At 38.5% G+C, this 18,935-nt stretch carries 21 protein-coding genes; 6 read left to right on the forward strand and 15 right to left on the reverse strand.

Annotated elements, in window-relative coordinates:
- Window positions 1-30 precede the first annotated feature (30 nt).
- Window positions 31-387: a helix-turn-helix domain-containing protein gene (locus tag KH109_RS07635; protein ID WP_295218083.1), complete on the reverse strand. Its 357-nt coding sequence runs from the start codon at window positions 385-387 to the stop codon at window positions 31-33.
- Between the two features lie 394 nt (window positions 388-781).
- Here KH109_RS07635 and KH109_RS07640 point away from each other — a divergent pair, with 394 nt between their 5' ends.
- Complete coding sequence (locus tag KH109_RS07640) at window positions 782-1,411, forward strand: NAD(P)H-binding protein (RefSeq protein ID WP_295218088.1); 630 nt, start codon at window positions 782-784, stop codon at window positions 1,409-1,411.
- Window positions 1,412-1,441: 30 nt separating this feature from the next.
- Complete coding sequence (ygiD, locus tag KH109_RS07645) at window positions 1,442-2,224, forward strand: 4,5-DOPA dioxygenase extradiol (RefSeq protein WP_295218101.1); 783 nt, start codon at window positions 1,442-1,444, stop codon at window positions 2,222-2,224.
- A gap of 135 nt (window positions 2,225-2,359) precedes the next feature.
- Here ygiD and KH109_RS07650 read toward each other — a convergent pair whose 3' ends face one another.
- The 5 genes from KH109_RS07650 to KH109_RS07670 form a co-directional block, all read right to left on the reverse strand.
- On the reverse strand, window positions 2,360-2,902 hold the full coding sequence (locus KH109_RS07650; RefSeq protein ID WP_295218113.1) for a glutathione peroxidase: 543 nt from the start codon (window positions 2,900-2,902) through the stop codon (window positions 2,360-2,362).
- Window positions 2,903-3,025: 123 nt separating this feature from the next.
- Window positions 3,026-3,820, reverse strand: coding sequence for a hypothetical protein (locus KH109_RS07655; protein ID WP_295218127.1), 795 nt, complete (start codon window positions 3,818-3,820; stop codon window positions 3,026-3,028).
- 267 nt (window positions 3,821-4,087) lie between these two features.
- Window positions 4,088-4,747 (reverse strand): DUF542 domain-containing protein, encoded by a 660-nt coding sequence (locus KH109_RS07660; protein WP_295218133.1) that lies wholly within the window; start codon window positions 4,745-4,747, stop codon window positions 4,088-4,090.
- Window positions 4,748-5,008: 261 nt separating this feature from the next.
- Window positions 5,009-6,007, reverse strand: a complete 999-nt coding sequence (pta, locus tag KH109_RS07665; RefSeq protein WP_295218139.1) for a phosphate acetyltransferase — start codon at window positions 6,005-6,007, stop codon at window positions 5,009-5,011.
- 56 nt (window positions 6,008-6,063) lie between these two features.
- Entirely contained in the window at window positions 6,064-7,278 is a 1,215-nt protein-coding gene (locus tag KH109_RS07670; protein ID WP_295218142.1) for an ATP-binding protein, read from the reverse strand.
- 347 nt (window positions 7,279-7,625) lie between these two features.
- Here KH109_RS07670 and KH109_RS07675 point away from each other — a divergent pair, with 347 nt between their 5' ends.
- On the forward strand, window positions 7,626-8,303 hold the full coding sequence (locus tag KH109_RS07675; RefSeq protein WP_295218144.1) for a lactate utilization protein: 678 nt from the start codon (window positions 7,626-7,628) through the stop codon (window positions 8,301-8,303).
- Here KH109_RS07675 and KH109_RS07680 read toward each other — a convergent pair.
- Both KH109_RS07680 and KH109_RS07685 read right to left on the reverse strand, forming a co-directional pair.
- On the reverse strand, window positions 8,281-8,556 hold the full coding sequence (locus KH109_RS07680) for a helix-turn-helix domain-containing protein (RefSeq protein WP_295218147.1): 276 nt from the start codon (window positions 8,554-8,556) through the stop codon (window positions 8,281-8,283). The genes KH109_RS07675 and KH109_RS07680 overlap by 23 nt on opposite strands.
- Before the next feature lie 488 nt (window positions 8,557-9,044).
- Window positions 9,045-10,397: an NAD(P)-dependent oxidoreductase gene (locus KH109_RS07685; RefSeq protein ID WP_195186239.1), complete on the reverse strand. Its 1,353-nt coding sequence runs from the start codon at window positions 10,395-10,397 to the stop codon at window positions 9,045-9,047.
- Window positions 10,398-10,783: 386 nt separating this feature from the next.
- Here KH109_RS07685 and KH109_RS07690 point away from each other — a divergent pair, with 386 nt between their 5' ends.
- On the forward strand, window positions 10,784-11,977 hold the full coding sequence (locus KH109_RS07690; RefSeq protein WP_295218152.1) for an aminotransferase class I/II-fold pyridoxal phosphate-dependent enzyme: 1,194 nt from the start codon (window positions 10,784-10,786) through the stop codon (window positions 11,975-11,977).
- Between the two features lie 165 nt (window positions 11,978-12,142).
- Here KH109_RS07690 and KH109_RS07695 read toward each other — a convergent pair whose 3' ends face one another.
- The 7 genes from KH109_RS07695 to KH109_RS07725 all read right to left on the reverse strand — a co-directional run bounded on the left by KH109_RS07695 (window position 12,143) and on the right by KH109_RS07725 (window position 17,947).
- A complete protein-coding gene (locus KH109_RS07695) occupies window positions 12,143-13,699 on the reverse strand; it encodes a DUF438 domain-containing protein (protein ID WP_295218157.1) in 1,557 nt (518 codons plus the stop codon).
- Between the two features lie 426 nt (window positions 13,700-14,125).
- Window positions 14,126-14,755 carry a superoxide dismutase gene (locus tag KH109_RS07700; RefSeq protein ID WP_295218160.1) on the reverse strand — a complete coding sequence of 210 codons (630 nt, stop codon included), beginning with the start codon at window positions 14,753-14,755 and terminating at the stop codon, window positions 14,126-14,128.
- 317 nt (window positions 14,756-15,072) lie between these two features.
- On the reverse strand, window positions 15,073-15,612 hold the full coding sequence (locus KH109_RS07705) for an isochorismatase family cysteine hydrolase (protein WP_295218163.1): 540 nt from the start codon (window positions 15,610-15,612) through the stop codon (window positions 15,073-15,075).
- A gap of 91 nt (window positions 15,613-15,703) precedes the next feature.
- Window positions 15,704-16,222: a phosphatidylglycerophosphatase A gene (locus KH109_RS07710; RefSeq protein WP_105093711.1), complete on the reverse strand. Its 519-nt coding sequence runs from the start codon at window positions 16,220-16,222 to the stop codon at window positions 15,704-15,706.
- 10 nt (window positions 16,223-16,232) lie between these two features.
- Window positions 16,233-16,628: a hypothetical protein gene (locus tag KH109_RS07715; protein ID WP_105093712.1), complete on the reverse strand. Its 396-nt coding sequence runs from the start codon at window positions 16,626-16,628 to the stop codon at window positions 16,233-16,235.
- Between the two features lie 107 nt (window positions 16,629-16,735).
- A complete protein-coding gene (locus KH109_RS07720) occupies window positions 16,736-17,080 on the reverse strand; it encodes a zinc ribbon domain-containing protein YjdM (RefSeq protein ID WP_295218168.1) in 345 nt (114 codons plus the stop codon).
- Between the two features lie 504 nt (window positions 17,081-17,584).
- A complete protein-coding gene (locus KH109_RS07725) occupies window positions 17,585-17,947 on the reverse strand; it encodes a MerR family transcriptional regulator (RefSeq protein WP_295218173.1) in 363 nt (120 codons plus the stop codon).
- Between the two features lie 66 nt (window positions 17,948-18,013).
- On the opposite strand from KH109_RS07725, the gene KH109_RS07730 reads away from it, so the two are divergent.
- Together KH109_RS07730 and KH109_RS09795 are read left to right on the forward strand one after the other, a co-directional pair.
- Window positions 18,014-18,391 (forward strand): carboxymuconolactone decarboxylase family protein, encoded by a 378-nt coding sequence (locus tag KH109_RS07730; protein ID WP_038141050.1) that lies wholly within the window; start codon window positions 18,014-18,016, stop codon window positions 18,389-18,391.
- Window positions 18,392-18,605: 214 nt separating this feature from the next.
- Complete coding sequence (locus tag KH109_RS09795; RefSeq protein ID WP_219565824.1) at window positions 18,606-18,677, forward strand: putative holin-like toxin; 72 nt, start codon at window positions 18,606-18,608, stop codon at window positions 18,675-18,677.
- Window positions 18,678-18,935 lie beyond the last annotated feature (258 nt).

Raw genomic sequence — 18,935 nt, forward strand, 5'->3', positions numbered from 1 at the left:
TAATTCTCTTTAAATACGAAATACTTCTCTTTAAATACGACCGGAAGATTTCATATAGTCAATATATTGGTTACCCCAAGACTCAAGGGATGCTAGAACTGTTTTAAAACCTACCCCTACTTCGGTAAGGCTATATTCAACCTTTGGTGGAATCGTACCGTATACTTCGCGGTGTATAAGGCCATCATCCTCCATCTGACGCAACGCTCTTGTTAGTGTAGCTTGAGTAATAGGATGTAAACGGCGCTCTAATTCACGGAAGCGCACAGGACCGCCCGCCAATTCGTGCATGATCAATAAAGACCATTTGCCGGCTAATAACTTTTGACTCGTTGCGAAGGGACATCTGCCCACTAAGTCATGAACATTTACGAGTTGCTCTGCCATGGTAATACTCCTTTTATATGTATACCTTAAGTAGATTATTAAAGCGAAATTAATTAGAAATCTTTCTTTCTAATGTAGTTCAAATCATATCACAAAATTTTAGTATGGCAAGCATTTTATAGTATCTTTTTTAGGGTACAAAACTTTTTGAAAAAAAATTTAATCAGTAAATATCATAATTCTATCACTTTTGATAGTACCTATCTAAAATAATTCTACTATTCAAAATGTTTGCAAAACTATATAATGAGGTCATCAGGTGAACAACACTAGCAACACAGAGTAAAGTGTCATGATTATAAAGTGTTATGATTCACAGAACTAAACAAAATCTAATCATATTAGTCACATCTTATATCTCACAAAAGAGACTTTCACAAAAAGGAGAATTATCATGAATATTTTAGTAATCGGTGCAAATGGTAACGCAGGTCGTCGTATTGTAGAAAAAGCCCTCAAAGCAGGTCATCAAGTAACAGGCGTGGTTCGCCGCGAAGGTGCTATTGAAGGAATCCCAACCATCGTAAAAGATGCGTTACAATTAACAAAACAAGAACTAACTCAATTTGATGTAGTAGTCAATGCGACAAGCGCTTTCGCACCAGATACATATTATTTACAAACAGATTTAACATTGTTATTGGTAAAAGCATTGGCTAACACAAATACGCGCCTTATCGTTGTAGGTGGTGCAGGCAGCCTCTATGTAGACGAAGATCACACAGTGCAACTATACGATACACCAGACTTCCCTGAAGAATATTTAGGTCTTGCTAAAGCACAGGGCAATGCTATCGATATCTTACGTAAATTCAGCAATGTAGACTGGACATTCTTTAGCCCTGCTGCTGATTTTGATGAAAAGGGTGTAGAATCTAAAGACTATATATTAGGTAATGAAAACTTTATCCTCAATAAGGATGGCAACTCATACATATCCTACGAAACATATGCTCAAATATTGGTTGATGAAATTAACAACCACAAATTTAGCCGCCAACGCTTTACAGCAGTACAAAACTAAGGTAGAAACTTTTTAAGGAGGTCATCTATTATGAAACGTATGCCTACACTATTCGTCGGTCACGGTAGCCCTATGATGGCTTTAGAATCTACGGAAACAACCAACACATTTCAAACTATAGGCAAAAACATAATCAATAATTACGGTAAACTAAAAGCTATCTTAGCGATTTCTGCTCACTGGTATACAGATGGCACCTATATTCAAAGCGCAGAGAACCCAAAACAAATTTACGATATGTATGAATTCCCTCAAGAGCTGTACGAAGTGGTGTATCCCGCAAAAGGTGATAGCAGCTTAACTAAAGACGTACAACAAGTACTGGGCGACGCTGTTTCTATCAACGATACATGGGGCATCGATCACGGCATGTGGACCGTATTAGTTCACATGTTCCCTGACGCATCGATTCCAGTTGTCCAACTATCGATCAATAAATACTTGAGCCCAAAAGAAGCCTATGAACTAGGCGAAAAGTTGCAATCATTACGCGATGAAGGTTATCTCATCATGGGCAGTGGTAATATCGTTCACAATTTAAGACGCTTGGAATGGGAAAATCCATCGGGTACTCCTGCTACGATTGAATTTGATCGATACATTGCCGATGCAGTCCTTGCGAACGATACGGACAAGGTCATCAATTATGCGCAGCATCCTCAAGCAAGCTATGCGGTACCTACACCAGACCACTACCTCCCATTGATTTACATTATGGGGGCTAGCAAAGGCCTACAGCCAACAGTATTTAACCAAACTTACAACTCTGGCTCTCTATCCATGACGGGCTTTATTTTTGAGGATGCAGAATAATAACTTACACCCTAATACTAGATAAATCTATACACACAAAAACTGCTTGTACCATAGGTACAAGCAGTTTTTACATGTCTATTATTTTTCAAGATATGGTTTTAAATGAGCTGGCATGTTTTCTCTTTGATTAAATTATAGCAGTTCTTTGATGAAGGTTTCCATTTCAGCCGGTTTTACAACAGGTTCAAAGCGCCCTACCACCTTGCCTTGACGGTCTATAACAAATTTAGTAAAATTCCACTTTACTTCGTCATCTTTAAGATAATTAGGGTCAATACTATTAAGATAATCCGTAAGCATTTCTGTCTTATCACTAGGTGGGAAACCTTGGAATTTTTGTTCTTGAATCATATATTTGAAAAGATCTAATGCACTTTCACCACGCACATCTGCTTTTCCCATCACAGGGAAGGTTACACCATAATTCAATTTGCAGAAGGATTGGATTTCACTATTAGAACCAGGTTCTTCTTCCCCAAATTGGTTAGACGGAACAGCGATAATTTCTAGACCTTGGTCTTTATATTTCTTATAAAGAGCCTCTAACCCATCATATTGATGAGTAAAACCACATTTACTAGCAGTATTAACAATAACAAGCACTTTACCTTCAAAGTCTTTTAAGCATTGCTCTTCACCAGCTTTATTAAGTAAAGAATAATTATATACAGTCATGATTACCTCCTAAAAATAGAGTGTATTTGAACTTTCACAAGTACAAACACACTCTATATAACTACCCTAGATAGGGCTTTAACATATTATAATTGCTATACTAAGTAGTTTTATTAACCGATACTATACCAACAATGTTTTCACATCATAGCCAAATTTAGCCGTTCTTTCAGCCGCAGTTTTCTGCCATTCTGTAGGCGCTGTGCCATCTTTCTCAAGGAAGAATCCAGAATCAAGATAACGAATGATGATATAGTTGGAGTCTTTTTGATCAAAACCGTTACCACGAGTAAAGTCAATACCATGGCCTGTATTGCGCGTTACAATAGCTTCCAATAATGGTAACGTAATGGCGTTCAACGTGATTTTCATATCAGGAGAGTCAAATATCTTTTTAAGGAAAGAGCTAGGCTTTTCTTCCTTGTATACTAGCAATTTACTAATCGTGCCATTAGATGCACATACTACGCGACGGATATCTTTAATAGGAATATCTACCTTACCATTAGAGATAACGCCGTTTTTAATAGTAATTTCTCGTTTACCCATAAAGGAAGAGTCTAATGGCAATTGAAGAGTATCTAAGTTCGCAGGAAAATCTGCGGTCAATTTATTTCGAGCAAAGGCTGCAAGAATCGCTTTTGTTTCACGAATGTTGTGACCAGTATTAGATTCTGTGCGGTCCGTATCTAAATCTTGGCCTTCCATATTTTTCCAGTTGTGATCTCTAAAGAGAATAGAATAATTACCATTTGAATTTAAATATCTCATAAGATATAACTCATTTACATCTTCAAAATCAATGTCTGTTAGAACTTGTCCATTTGCATCTTTGCAAAGCACACCATTATAACTAATAGTTAAAGTCCGATCAGAACCTTCAAAAACAACGGGATTTGTGTCGAATACAGAAATCATAGCCCTCTCCTTTTTATTACGTCATACACAACTACATGTACAAATTGATTAATTATATTAATCAAATATAGTTAATTTAATCATACACCTTCTATATGTATTTACGCAAACCGCATATTTCACCATAATATAACTACAAACTAATATAGCCAAAAACTCATAATTTTTAAGAAAACAAAAGACACCAACCATTCGATTGGTGTCTTTACTACATACAAGGATCCATTTTGCAATAGAGCCTTGTCGTTATACAGATGATATTATAATCTACTTCATGTCAAACAAAACAGAATTTTCTAAGAAAATATGTTCATGAAGACCTTCTTCTAAGGCTTTCATGGTCTTAAATACATACACATAAGTAGCACAGCCATCTGCTGGTGCTGTGTACTGGTTGGTCAATGCACTTAAGGATTCCAAAAGTACACCTGCAGCTTCGTGTTCAGCCCGAAGTTCATCAAAGTCTATGGGTTTACCCGCTTTAAACTCAGGAAAGTCTACATGTTCTTCATGCCGGAAATGAGGTACAAGAGCAGATTTGAGTTGCAAAAAGGTTTGATAAATCTTTGTCAATTCCTCACCATGATGGTCATAATGTACATTTAGTAGTTTTGCCAATCCTTGGTCAATTTCATCAATCATATTCAATTGTTCTCGATGATAGGTATGAACGATGTAATCAATCAATTGGTCTTTAGAATAACTAAGCACCTCTACACGAGAAGATTTCTTAGCAACTTGTACATTATTTAACATAGCAATGTATGCATCCACATCTTTACCTGTTTCTGCAATAGCCTCTGCTAAAGGATGTCCACCACCACAGCAAAAATCAATTCCATCTTTTGCTAATACATCCATTAACTCTGGATTTACTTTAACCGCATCAGCTACGGTCATGGATTTATTAATAGTTCCAAAACTCATAAGATACACCTCCAATGGTTTACGCCGATCTATATTCTTATAGTTATACTATACGATCAACCATGGATTCTGTCTGTCGCAGTAGCTACCAATTTGAAAGTACCATGACAACAATGGTAAGGCTGTAAAAAATAACATAAAGTAATGAATATAAAAATATATAGATATATATTGAACATACAAAAAGCTGGCCCCATAGAGCCAGCTTTCAGCATATCAAAACATATACAACATATGTTTATATATGAAGTTATGCAGCTATTAGATGCTTTCAACAGCAGCAATAGCCGCAACGTCTACAACGTCTTGAGCAGAGCAGCCACGGGAAAGGTCATGAACTGGTTTAGCCAAACCTTGAATCAATGGGCCAAGAGCGTCAGCACCAGAGAAACGTTGTACCAATTTGTAACCAATGTTAGCAGCTTGAAGATCAGGGAAAATCAAAATGTTAGCTTTACCAGCTACGTTGGAACCAGGAGCTTTCTTTTCTGCTACGGAAGGAACGATGGAAGCGTCCAATTGTAATTCCCCATCGAATTTGAAGTCAACGTTGCGTTCTTTCAAGATGTTAACAGCTTCAACCACTTTGTCTACTTCTGGAGTGGAAGCGGAACCTTTTGTGGAGAAGGATAACATGGATACGCGAGGGTCAGCCATGCCAACAACTTTGCGAGCTTTTTCTACAGTGGATTCTGCGATATCAGCCAATTGTTCGCTAGTTGGGTTAGGCAATACGCCGCAGTCAGAGAATACGAGCATACCGTCGTCGCCATATTCTTTTTTGCTTGTAAACATGAACATGGAAGAAGATACAGTTTTAAGGCCTGGTTTAGTACCTACAACTTGTAATGCAGCGCGCAATACGTTTGCAGTTGGGCAAGCGGAACCAGCAACCATGCCGTCTACTGCGCCAAGACGAACAAGCATAGCGCCGAAGAATAAGCAGTCACCTTTCATAGTTGCGTCAGCTTTTTCAGGAGTCATACCTTTTTTAGCACGCAATTCTACGAATGTATCAACCATTTCTTGGTAACGATCGTAGTTAGCTGGATCGATGATTTCAGCACCTTCTACGGATACGCCAACAGCTTTAGCAGCTTCTGCGATTTCAGCTGGGTTACCTACTAATACAGGTGTTACGAAACCTTCTTTCAAAATGATTTCAGTTGCTTTCAATACGCGTTCATCTTTGTATTCTGGCAACACGATTTTTTTACCTAATGGTTTTACTTGGTCTTTTAATTTTTGAATTAAATCCACGATTTTTGCCTCCTTAACATTGGCTTATGCCATATCAATACTATTATTATAGCAAGTTAACAGCTCTCTAACAACCATTCTAAAACATTTCGTTGTTGAATTCCGTCATAATTTGCATTTTTATTTAATTCATCCAAGGTGAGCAAAAACTTAGGATATTGGTCATTAACAGCCTCAAGAGGCGCCAGTTCACGGTTTAACGTATTTGGATCGAGCACAGTTTCACTAACCTGATAATATTCAGTAATACCAGCTTTTTCTGCCACAAAATCAATTTCACCCTTAGCTAGTTGACCTACATATACAGTATATCCACGACGTATGAGTTCTAGAAAAACAATATTTTCTAATATATGACCTGTATCGCGGCTTGTATTGCCAACAATCAAATTTCTCAAGGTTACATCAACACTATAATATTTCGCATTAATGCGTAGTAATTCTTTGCCTCGTACATCATAGCGATTCACCTTGTATAGTAACAAACTATCTTGTAACCCTTGTAAATATCGTTCTACCGTTTTATTATCAATCTTTCGGCCAGCACTAACAAGAGATTTAGCTATTTTATTTGGTGAAAGCAAGCTTCCCACATTCGCCATAATATATCGCACAATATCTTGTAAAATCATGACATCATTAATTTTTAATCGAGCTACTACATCATGTAATAACAAGGTATTAAAGAGCCCTCGAAGATATTCTTGAATATCAAAATCTTCTCCACCCAATTGTTGTGTATAAGGGAACGAGCTTTCACGAAGATACGCCTCATAGGCAGGAATCAAGGAGTACTGCTGTTCTTCATATTTGCTATAGTAAAATTCAGCAAAGGATAATGGTAACATCTGAATTTCTACATATCGACCAGTCAATAGTGTAGCAATATCAGAAGACATAAAATATGCATTTGAACCTGTAATATAAATATCCGTGTTCTCTTTTACAAATAAGCTATCTACAACACGCTGAAATTGATCTACATGTTGAATCTCATCAAGAAAAATATAGTTCATTTGATTAGGCTGCATTCGATCTAAAATATATTGATACAGCGCATGATACTCTCGTAAAGGTTCGTATTCTAACTCTTCAAAATTTATAGAAATAATCTGCTCCGGATTTACCCCCTCTGCTAGTAGTTCATCCTTAAACAGACGAAACAATGTCGATTTACCGCAACGACGTATACCAGAAACGACTTTAATAATAGATCGTTCACGATTCCGTCGCAAAAACTCTATATACCCATGGCGCTGAATCAACTTCATAAGGGCCTCCTCATCTATGTACTTGCTCATAGATGGAACCCAATTACTGTTATTGTCAGTCATCATATCGACCACCTATAAAACTTGGATTCCATTCCAACTTTATACTAATATTACCACAAAGTTGGATTTCATTCCAAAGTTTTATTGTATAGATACATAATTTGGATTTTATTCCTATAATTAATCTAATAAATTATAATACCTCACCTCTATTTGTTCTTATATCAAGGAAGATATATAGCTTTCATTGAACTCTAAGTCTATAAAACGATACAATAGTAAATAGCAAACACTACTAATCGAAACATTAGCTTCTAATCACAAATACCTATTCAGGAGGACTCATGGCCAATACAGAAACGACGATTAACGCAGTTATCAATCCTCAAAACAACGATACCCCCATCGATATAGAGAAAACGATCAAAGCTTTAGAGCGCAATAAATTCGTAGTTCATTATTTTGAAACGGGCGCCGAAGCCGTTGCGTATCTAAAAAATCACATTCAAAACAAATGTGTAGCCATTGGCGATTCTCGCACTTTATTAGAAATAGGTATTCATGATGCTTTATCTGAGGTCAACGAGGACATAACAGACATTCAGCGTCCACTGCCTGGTGAAAGCTTTCGCGATACGGCGTTACGCACAATGGGACGCGATGTATTTCTCACCTCGGTAAACGCCCTTTCACAAACGGGAGAGATGGTAAATATCGACGGCACAGGCAATCGTGTGGCAGCCTCTCTATTTGGTTCTCAAGAGGTATTCTTTGTATTAGGAGTTAACAAAATCACCCCTGACTTAGCGTCCGCCATTTATCGAGCACGAAATGTAGCAGCCCCACTTAACAGTAAGAAAAACAAAAAGAGCTCTCTCAATCCGTGTGCTACCTTGGACGAAAAATGCTACGACTGCGGCTCTCCAGATCGTATATGTAATGCCTTAACTATTTACTATAAAAAGATGCGTAATATGCAAACCATGGAGATTATTATTATCAATGAATCCTTAGGCTTCTAATGGTTTGTGGACCATTTAGAAAATCTTGTACGCTCATTTGCCCTAATCCAGATACAACCCTATAAATTGTGGACCACCGCGGATCAATAGCACCACTTTCAAGATCACTTATATAAGATTGAGCTAGACCTGATTTATCTGCTAATTGATACTGTGTCATGCCCAATTGTCTGCGCCAAAGCAAAATCAACACACCGAGTTTGTGAACTTCTTGTCGAATTTGTAAATCTCGACAACATATGATAGGATTCATAGCAACCTCTATCTACTTTCACACTCAACACATGGTTATGCCTTTACTATACGTCTAGCCCAAGGCCGTGACTAGTAGCAGTTGAAATGCGATAACAGAAAAGCCTCCATAAAAACTAAGGCATAAATTAGTTCTATCGAGGCTTTTTTCTTTGCATATTAAGTTATGTCCAATTTCATCAATTCGTGGAATTTTAGTATATCTAGAGATAATTAAGACTAAAAATACAGGTATTGTAATCGATAAGCTCAGGTTTTATAAGTATTTATCGTAATTTCTATACATTATCTATGCAGGAAAGACAAATTTGAATTCTAATATCACACTGGATGAGCCTACATCATAATAGGTACATATATACATGACCCTCCACTTTGACCGTAAACTGAAACCAATAATAAAACACTATTAAAACACTATAATAATCAAATCCTTATAGTAAAAAGAGGCCTATACTAAGTATGGCCCCTTTAATTATCTCTATAAGATTATTGATTAGCACTTTCTTGAGCTTTTTTGATTTCCATGTATTTAACCATGCCATCAACAGCTTTTTTAGCTTCGCGCATAGCGAGTACTACTGTAGCAGGTTTATGTACAACGTCACCGCCAGCAAAGACGCCAGCGCGATTAGTCATACCATATGGATCTTCAGATGTAATGATATAGCCTTTTTCATCTACTTTCAAGTTATTACCTTCGCCGATAAGACGTGCATTTGGTTTGTGACCAGCAGCAATAATGATTTTATCTACAGGCATAACTTGGAAGTTACCAGTACCGTGGATACCAGCACCATCTTCGTTAAGAGCCATCACTTCGTATTTGAAGCCTTCTACCTTGTCTTTACCTTCTACACCTACTGGAGAAGCGAACCATTGGAATTGAACGCCTTCGGCACGTGCTTCTTCGTATTCAGACAACAATGCTGGCATTTGTTCTTGGCTACGACGGTACGCTACCGTTACGGCTTCACAGCCTAAACGTACGCATGTACGTGCCGCATCCATCGCTACGTTACCACCGCCGATGATGATTACGCGGTCACCTTTTTTAACAGGAATTTGAGCTTCATCAAGCTCACCATTTTCTACGAGTTGTACGTTAGTCAACAAGTACATAGCTTGGAATACGCCATGTACTTCATCATTTTCCATGCGTACTTCTTGAGGAATATGGGTACCAGTACCGATAAAGATGGTATCAAAGCCTTCAGCGAAGAGTTCATCCAATGTTTTATCTTGACCGATAAATGTATTACATACGAATTTAACGCCTAAACCTTCAAGACGTGCGATTTCACGACGTACAACGGATTTAGACAAACGGAATTCAGGAATACCGAATAAAAGTACGCCACCTGGTTCAGATTGGCCTTCAAATACAGTTACATCATAACCGAGTTTAGCGATATCGCCGGCTACGGACAAGCCTGCAGGACCGGAACCTACAACGGCAACCTTACCAAGATCTTGTTTGATTTTCTTAGGTTTTCGAAGTTCATTGATGCTTTCAAAATCAGCAGCAAAGCGTTCCAATTTACCGATATTAATAGGCGGTTTCTTCGCCTTATTCATGATACAGTTACCTTCGCATTGGTTTTCGCGTGGACATACGCGGCCACAAATGGATGGCAAGTTTGTACGTTCTGCCAAGATATCGTTGGCTAAACCAAAGTTACCGTGTGCAATAGCTTGGATAAAACGAGGGATTTCGTTTTCAATAGGGCAACCCATACGGCACAATGGTTTTGGACAATTCAGACAACGTTTCGCCTCAGCGAGCGCTTCCTCCATTGTATAATCCGCATCAAAATGTAGTGGTTTTAATTCGTTACTCATGGCACATGCCTCCTAACAAGGATCCAGTACTATACTTATACAGCGTTGCATGTACCTGAGCAATCCGATGAGCCCTCTCACATAGGGATGCCGCCACATGCTGCTAAGATTTATCTTTTGTAACCATTCGATAGACGTGTGGTCACTGGTCAGACACACACTATTCTATAGTATATTCTAAATTGTGAAAGTCCCAACAGTCAAGCAAATATAGCACCTTTTGTATACCAATATAGCCCCTATTCATGCAAGGATTGCATAGAAAAAGAAGATACTGTAACAGCCATTCTTAAGGGTATATTTACATATATATCCATGCATGTATACTGATAATAGATAGAGTAATTAGTTCCCACCACATTAACATACACGTATAGAGGTTCACTATGAACACAATAGACTTTACCGAAACATACTATATCGATCGCCGCGGTTCCCATTCTCGCAAATGGGACGGCGAGCACTTAAAATTTAGTCGCACCGATTTATTACCCCTATGGGTGGCCGATATGGACTTTATGCCGCCTCAGTGCATACAAGAGGCTATTTGTACCTATGTAAAAGCCCAACCTTTAGGCTACACCATGACAAATCCCAAGTATCTTGAAGCAGTCATAGATTGGTATAAGCGGCGCCACAACTGTATACTTTCTAAAGACTGGCTCACCAGCGCTCCAAATGTCATTACAGGCATTATGTGGTGTATTGGGGCTTTCACAAAACCAAATGATGCCATTGCCGTTCTAAGTCCTGTGTACGGCGCTTTTGATACGAGCGCTAGCGATGCACAGCGCCAGATCATCGCCGTTCCTATGAGTCGCGACGAAGATAATCGCTACACCGTAGATTACGAGGCCTTTGAAACAGCAATTACCAAGCACGATGTCAAACTGTTCATTCACTGCAATCCACACAACCCTGTAGGTCACGTATGGACAGAAAATGAGATGGATCGGTTATTTAGCATTTGTGAGCGACACAAGGTGCTCATCATCAGCGACGAAATCCATCAGGACCTCATCACAGGTTCAACACCATTTACATCGGCCCTAACAGTAGCTAGCGGTGCCTATACGGACAACATTATTGCTATGTCTTCTCTGTCCAAATCGTTTAATATGGCTAGTTTGCATCATGCAGAGGTTATCATCCCAAACGAAAAGCTGAGAGGCCAATACAATTCCTATAAAACTCATGTATACCATACGGACTCCGACGTTATTGCCGAAACGGCCATCACTGTAGCCTACACACATCCAGAGGCGGAGGCATGGCTCACAGATGTACTAGCTGTTATACGTGAAAATTATGAATATCTGTGCCGAGAGCTTTGTACGGCATTACCACAAATCCGCATCAGCCCTATGGACGGCACCTATTTAGCATGGATTGATTTTGGTGCCTATGTTAAAGCTGAAGATATGCACGACTTATTCGAAAATAAATGCCACATTGCACCAAGCTTTGGCGAATGGTTTGGAGGCAAAAACTACACCACCTTTGTACGCCTAAACTTGGCTACTAGCCTTGAAAATATCAAGACTGCTACCCATAATATTATCAAGTACGTACACCCTTAATGAGTACCTCTTATCAAAAAATACATTAATTCAGGAAATACATTAATCATATTAGAGAATTCATTTCGTACAAATAAAAGAGGCTGCTCTAGCATCATTCAATGTTAGAGCAGCCTCTTTGTAGTATAGCTTCACTATATCACACAACTAGTATTACACTAGTTCTTATTTAATTCTAGCGAAATGTTCCTTTGCAAATTGCATGTCTTGTACGAGTTCTAATGTACCAATATAGTTATTGTTTTGATCGCGTACAGCCATGTAGTTTACATAGAATGGACGGCCTTGTTTTTCAAGCCATACTGCCACATTATCGCGGTCACCTTTACGGAAAGAATCGATAATACCGCGTACAATTGGTTCTACCTTTGGCGGATGACAGGAATACACATCCCTGCCAATTGCTGTAGTAGGACGTTTGAATACCTTTTCACCATCGTTAAAGTAACGGTTAATATCTTCATGGTCAACGAAGGTTACTTCCATTGGCATTGTATTGAGCATAGCATCTAGTTGATCTACAGTTAAGGTACCACCAATTAAACCGATAGCATTATTATCACCACTTGGTTTTGTAGTTTGCGCAGCTAATGCGGTATCAGCTTCTGGCCAAGCAATGCGTGTTATCCCAAAGATGTCTTCATACTGCGCTGTATCTTTGTAAATTTGATACCAATCTTCTTTGCTGAAGTTTTCTGCACAGATTGGGAACAAGATATTTTGTTCTTTGTAGATCATTTCTTGAGCACGTGTAAGAAGTTCATCAAAACGTCTATACCAATCATCTACACTTTGGCTAGATTTTGCTAGATCACCTAATTGGTCGCGAATATCGCCATCAACAGTCCACATAACCATGGATGGACCACCGATTGCATAATCCACTTTCAATTTTGGATATAATAAATCGCCTTTTTTAGCATAGTGAACAGATAGTTGACGCACTGTATTCACATCATCATAAGTGGCAGTTTTGTCTGCTACTTTTGGACGAATAGCCTCAATCAACTCATCGAGCGCTTTATTTTCTTCTGTTAATCGGTTTAACGGATGACCTGCAGTCTCTACCAAACCCACAACGCTCTTGCTCTTTTCTTGAGCTTCTAGAACCGCTTCTACCTTAGCATGTTCTGCATCCATTTGTTCATGAATGGTGGAACCATGGAATAACGCAGAGTGAAGGTCACATAATTGTTGTACCTCTTCTAAAGGTGTACCTTCGCGCATAAGACCTTGTTCGGCTTTCATAATTTCACTAGCCTCAACATGTTTGAATTGGCTCGCAAAATCTTCACGAACAGCACCAAGCTCTTCACCAGTACCTAACCGTTTCAAGAAACCTTTCAATTGTTCTACACGTTCGCTATCTGTAACAGTGTCCTCTTCATTAGTTTCTGTATTTTGGCTAGCTTTAGGCTCCTCTACTTGAGTAGCCACAGTCTCTACAGGAGCATCTTTAGCAGATGCTGCTTCATCACCTTGTAGATTTGGCATTTCACCTTCCAAGGTAAAACCAGCTTTCATGAATGCGCTCACGATATCGATCATGGATACGCCCTTCATCTTAGCCCCTTTTGGGATGGTCATAATTTTACCAACAGAGTTCAACATCACTTTATTAGTGATTTCGCTGAACCCTAAACTTTTCATAATCTCTGTTACTTCAGGATATTCTGTTACCAAATCATATACAGATTTGGACAAATCTAATTTCTTTTCCATTTTGATCCCCTCGTGTCAAAAATATTGTTTATTACTTATGTGCGTAGCCCTCTATACGTACCACTGTGTATACAAGGCAATATATACTGTGAAAGGTTTATCTAACATAACCTATGACACTATGATAAACGATATCGATTATAAAATCTGTATCCATGGCTATACTTTTGAAAGATATTTCAAAAATATCGAAATTTCATATAAAAATAACGGATAGCTAAGCATTCAAAGTCATCTAATCATTTAGAACGCTTTGAACCAACTATCCGTTATCTATTAAAAATATATCTAGTTTTTAGAGAGATGAAAGTTCTGAGAGATTTATTAGTTTTGAAAGGTTTAGTATTTTGAGAGATAGTAAAATGAGAGATTTACATATTTCTGAGATCAACTAAGTTTTAGAGATATACAATGTTAAAAGCTATCTTATTGATGGTGTGGTTTCAATGCTTTTTCGTAGTTTTCAGACACTTTATCCCAGTTAATAACGCGGAAGAATTCCTTAATGTAATCTGGACGACGGTTTTGGTAGTGCAAATAGTATGCATGCTCCCAAACGTCTAAGCAAAGAATGGCTTTTTTACCTTCTAATAGAGGATTATCTTGATTCGCAGAGGATGTGACTTCAAGTTTACCTTCTTTATTCACTACAAGCCATGCCCAACCAGAGCCGAAGCGTGTAGCCGCTGCAGCGGAGAAGCTTTCAACAAAGGCATCATAACCACCAAGATCAGCGTCGATAGCCTCTTTCAAAGGGCCTTCCAATTTAGAAGTATCTGGTTTTGTCATGATGTCCCAGAACATAGTGTGGTTCTTATGACCGCCACCGTTGTTGATAACTGCTTGACGGATATCTTCTGGCACATTAGCGATATCGCCGAGAATACAATCTACACAGCCATAAGCAAGATCAGGATATTTTGCGATAGCAGCGTTCAAATTATTAACATACGCTTGATGGTGCTTATCATGGTGCAATTTCATTGTTTCTGCATCGATAACAGGCTCAAGGTAATCATAAGCATATGGTAATGGTGCGAGTTCGAAAGGTTTCATAATAGTCCTCCTTAAATATAGGGCACGAACGGTTTTAAATACTAGATATCGTTCTTGTGAAAGCGTTTCGATGCACCTGCATCTGTATTTTATTTAATTGATATGAATTATCATTCTTCATTTATTGTACACTCTATATAGAAAATCGTCAATGTAAATACCTATAGAAAAAGGCTATAGGATAACCTATAGCCTTTGGGTTCGTTTACCAATATAAAATTCTAATTCTCAATGCTATATGTTTACTATGCATCAATAGTATATGTTAATCACTATACACCGATGTAATTCAATCTACTATAGTGATAACAAGATAATTATTCAACGATACATTGGCACATTTTCATTGTTGTTAATGCTGCTTGATGGGATTCTTCCGTAACGCCAGCACAGCAGCTAGAATCTACGTAAACAGGGATTTCTGGCAAACCTGCTTTCAGTATAATCGCATTAGAAACAACGCAAATATCAGTACATAAACCAACGAGCGTGATAGACTCAATAGGGTTCACCGAATTCATGCCTTCCAAACGTGATAATAGTTCAAAGGATCCGAAATTTGGCTTATCGATAAAGGATACAGGGCTCATAATAGGGCGACCTTCTGCAGCTTCGATTAAACCTTTCACAATATGCCAGCCCTCTGTATTTTTCACGCAATGTGTAACAGGCAAGAACTTGCCCTCTTGGCTTTCAAGATAATTAGTATCATGCGTATCGCGCGTAAAGATAATAGGCCCGTCAAAGTTCTCAATTTTTTGGCGCACATTATCTACAATCATCTGCGCCTGTGCTGAGCCAAGGGCACCATCTACGAAGTCTTTTTGCATATCAATAACAACTAGAACCTTTTGCATAGTTCCTCCTGTATATAACCTACCAGTAATAAATTATTTATTCACTATACTAGTTATACTCTTTATACTCAATGACATCAATACTAGAAATTTATTCTTTTTCCTCAGCTAACGCATGACGTACGCGGTGTGGCTCATTATGAGCTAGCTTTCCTGCTGCAGCGGCCGCCACGGCACCTACAAGATCATCGAGGAATGTATTACAGTGACCGCCCTCTTCACTATCTAGCTTCTTAATAATACCTGGCTTTACCTTATCTAAATAGCCATAGTTCGTAAAGCCTATAGAGCCATACAGATTAACGATGGAAAAGGCTAGAATCTCATCGATACCATAGAGGCTTTCATCATTAGCCACGATGCGTTGCAAAGGCTGAGACAATTTATTTTGTTCTGTTAACTTGTCGAGCTCAATGCCCGTAATTATCGCATTGTGTACCTCTCGTTTTGAAAGCACGGATGCCACATGCTCACGACACTCTTCAATCTTTAAATTCGGCATATACGGTTTTTGAACGTATAAAACGAGCTCTGCAATATCCTCTACCGTAACGCCACGCTCCGCCAGTAGGTCGTAAGTGTATTTCTCTAAATCTTTTGTAGATTCCATAAGTGCTCCTTTATTTTTTCTTAGGCTTATCACCGGATAGCATAACAATACTAACTGGAATGGTTATCACCAACTCTTCCTCTGTATCGACATGCTTTGTATTCCAAGCCGCCTCTTTGGCAGCCTCTTCAAAGATGGGGTAAGCCTCTCGATCTAATTTCCAATTATTAGGCCCCGCTTCAACAGCCACAATATTACCCTTATCATCAGTCTTAATCTCTACTGGAACAATCAAGGTACCGTCAGCACTCGTTTTGAAAGCCTCACTAGGAATGATGACATTATAAGAGATTTGTTGCTGTAATTCATAGGTACGCTTATCTGTAGGCTTTAAATCAGCCGCTAAAGAAGTAACAGTTCCCATCATAGACGCCAATACGGCTAGTAACACAACACGTTTTAACATAGTTTCCTCTCGACTAAATACTCTCACGCTACACGCAGTATACGTTGATTATACCATTTATGATATGAAAAAATCCCTACCGAATATATCGGTAGGGATTCCTTATATTAGATTTTTTTAACCATTTCAGATTTCAATGCCATTGCACCGAAACCATCGATTTTGCAATCGATATCGTGGCCATCACTAGCATCAGTGATGAGACGAATATTTTTTACGCGCGTACCTTGTTTCAAGATGCCCGCACCTTTTACTTTGAGGTCTTTTACAACAACAACTGTATCGCCATCAGCCAGCTCGTTACCGTTAGCATCGCGAATGATACCTGCTTCAGCTGCAGCTTGTGCGTCAGCCGCCGTCCATTCATGTCCACACATAGGGCAGATAAACATATGACCGTCTTCGTATGTGTACTCATCGCCACACTTAGGGCAGTTAGGTAAATTTGCCATTTAGATCTCCTTTTCTCACTACATAATGAAAGTATTATACCATATAAAACTTTATTCCACTAAAACATTATAACTACTCTATAAAATAGTTATATCTCTATTAATCAATGCTTATTGTATCGCATATTAGTTCGCATTATAATAATAGTGTAGCCGACGAGGTTGGGCCTCTCTTCTTTTTAGAAGGGGGTGAAACTATGAGTGATTTTGAAATTTTATCAATTGTCATAGATATTTTGACAATTCTCATTTCATTCGGCTCACTTATTGCCCTTATTTGCTTTACAAAAAGCAAATAGCCCTTCGTTACAGCTCGTAGCTAGATAAAACGAAAAGGCCATTTCCTGATTTTTTCAGTTTTTTGAGATGAGCCTGACGTCTCTACTCGCTCGGCTATCTACTCATATTATAGGTTGAATACCATATATCGTCAAATTATGATTAATAGGAGGTACCTACCTCCATATTGATACAAGTGCTATATACCATCTACAATAAAAAAACCTAATCAATCTCATTTTTCTTTATTACAGTTTCATACAACTTCAATTTATCTTCTAGATTATTCTTATAGCCTTCCAATCGTTTGATTTCGGCATCAATAAATCGATAGTGTTCTTGCAACAGTGTTATTCTTTCATGGACTGTATGAGATCCGGCATACCTTAAATCCGCATATCGCTTGATATTCGCAAGCGGCATTCCCATATCTTTCAAGCGCTTTATAAACTGCACAAATCCTACATCCTCCGCATGGTAATTGCGAATACCGTTCTGCCGCTCGATGTGAAGGAACCCTTGATCCTCATAATATCGTAATGTAGAAATAGACAGTCCTACCAATTTTGAAAATTCACCGATTTTCATACTTTCACCACCTTGACCTCAAGTATACTCGAGCATATATCATACGTCTAGACGGAGGTAATAATTATGAAAGAAACACGTTTTAACATCGGTATGAACACATTGAAACAAATTGACGGGCTGCACGGCGAGGAGGTGTATAACACAATCCAAGAGATTTCACCGGCCATAGCCGATTTATTGGTCGAGCTGTTCGGCGACATCTACACGCGCCCCAACCTGGATTTCAAGGAACGGGAACTGATTACGCTCGCATCCCTATTAACGCTGGGCGGTTGCGAGGCACAGCTGAAAGTACACACCAATGCGGCACTCAATGTCGGTATTGCGCCCGAGCAAATCGTAGAGGTCTGTACCCACTGCATCCCCTATGCGGGATTTCCACGCGTGCTGAACGCACTGTTCACGGTGAAAGCGGTCTTTGAAGAACGAAACATACTGTAATTAAGGAACGACAGTAATAAAAATCTATTAATAAATATTAGTCTATTTAAAACTAACAAAGGGAGACTCTTGATAAAGTCTCCCTTTTATTCGTGTAAAAGTTGTACGAAATTAATTCGTATTTTTCAATATTCAAAATCCGCTATATACTAATAACGAAAGAGCCATTAACGTGAGTTAGGTTCATCTCCGTCTTTTCGAGGGAGGTGACATTATGACTGTATACGAAGCATTATCATTAATGATTTTATTCGCTACCCTCGTAGTGTTAATTCTTAAGAAATAATCAGTTATTTGATTATAAAATAAGATAAACCTAACGTTTAAGACTAAGTACTGCAATACTTAGACACGTTAGGTTTATCAAATTCGTAATTCTTTGATGAGCCTAACGCCTAGAACACGTTAACTGGCTCTTTTGTACTTATAGTATAGTCTGAATTCTAGAGGCTGTCAATTTACATCGTCCTTAGAGGATATTATAAAATGAAATGGAATATAAATAACAAGCTCTTCTTTAACACCAATCATACCAAATCAACTA

The sequence above is a fragment of the Veillonella sp. genome (assembly GCF_018381775.1).
Lineage (GTDB): Bacteria > Bacillota > Negativicutes > Veillonellales > Veillonellaceae > Veillonella.

Bases quoted from the DNA above. Each gene is read 5' to 3' on its own strand.
- KH109_RS07670 (WP_295218142.1), bottom strand. From the start codon at position 7,278: ATGAAGTTGATTCAGCGCCATGGGTATATAGAGTTTTTGCGACGGAAT.
- KH109_RS07655 (WP_295218127.1), bottom strand. From the start codon at position 3,820: ATGATTTCTGTATTCGACACAAATCCCGTTGTTTTTGAAGGTTCTGAT.
- KH109_RS07650 (WP_295218113.1), bottom strand. From the start codon at position 2,902: ATGACTGTATATAATTATTCTTTACTTAATAAAGCTGGTGAAGAGCAA.
- KH109_RS07710 (WP_105093711.1), bottom strand. From the start codon at position 16,222: ATGGAATCTACAAAAGATTTAGAGAAATACACTTACGACCTACTGGCG.
- KH109_RS07720 (WP_295218168.1), bottom strand. From the start codon at position 17,080: ATGGCAAATTTACCTAACTGCCCTAAGTGTGGCGATGAGTACACATAC.
- KH109_RS07635 (WP_295218083.1), bottom strand. From the start codon at position 387: ATGGCAGAGCAACTCGTAAATGTTCATGACTTAGTGGGCAGATGTCCC.
- KH109_RS07730 (WP_038141050.1), top strand. From the start codon at position 18,014: ATGAAAGAAACACGTTTTAACATCGGTATGAACACATTGAAACAAATT.
- KH109_RS07725 (WP_295218173.1), bottom strand. From the start codon at position 17,947: ATGAAAATCGGTGAATTTTCAAAATTGGTAGGACTGTCTATTTCTACA.
- KH109_RS07715 (WP_105093712.1), bottom strand. From the start codon at position 16,628: ATGTTAAAACGTGTTGTGTTACTAGCCGTATTGGCGTCTATGATGGGA.
- KH109_RS07680 (WP_295218147.1), bottom strand. From the start codon at position 8,556: ATGAATCCTATCATATGTTGTCGAGATTTACAAATTCGACAAGAAGTT.
- KH109_RS07705 (WP_295218163.1), bottom strand. From the start codon at position 15,612: ATGCAAAAGGTTCTAGTTGTTATTGATATGCAAAAAGACTTCGTAGAT.
- KH109_RS07660 (WP_295218133.1), bottom strand. From the start codon at position 4,747: ATGAGTTTTGGAACTATTAATAAATCCATGACCGTAGCTGATGCGGTT.
- KH109_RS07695 (WP_295218157.1), bottom strand. From the start codon at position 13,699: ATGGAAAAGAAATTAGATTTGTCCAAATCTGTATATGATTTGGTAACA.
- KH109_RS07675 (WP_295218144.1), top strand. From the start codon at position 7,626: ATGGCCAATACAGAAACGACGATTAACGCAGTTATCAATCCTCAAAAC.
- KH109_RS07685 (WP_195186239.1), bottom strand. From the start codon at position 10,397: ATGAGTAACGAATTAAAACCACTACATTTTGATGCGGATTATACAATG.
- KH109_RS07700 (WP_295218160.1), bottom strand. From the start codon at position 14,755: ATGAAACCTTTCGAACTCGCACCATTACCATATGCTTATGATTACCTT.
- KH109_RS07690 (WP_295218152.1), top strand. From the start codon at position 10,784: ATGAACACAATAGACTTTACCGAAACATACTATATCGATCGCCGCGGT.
- ygiD (WP_295218101.1), top strand. From the start codon at position 1,442: ATGAAACGTATGCCTACACTATTCGTCGGTCACGGTAGCCCTATGATG.
- KH109_RS07640 (WP_295218088.1), top strand. From the start codon at position 782: ATGAATATTTTAGTAATCGGTGCAAATGGTAACGCAGGTCGTCGTATT.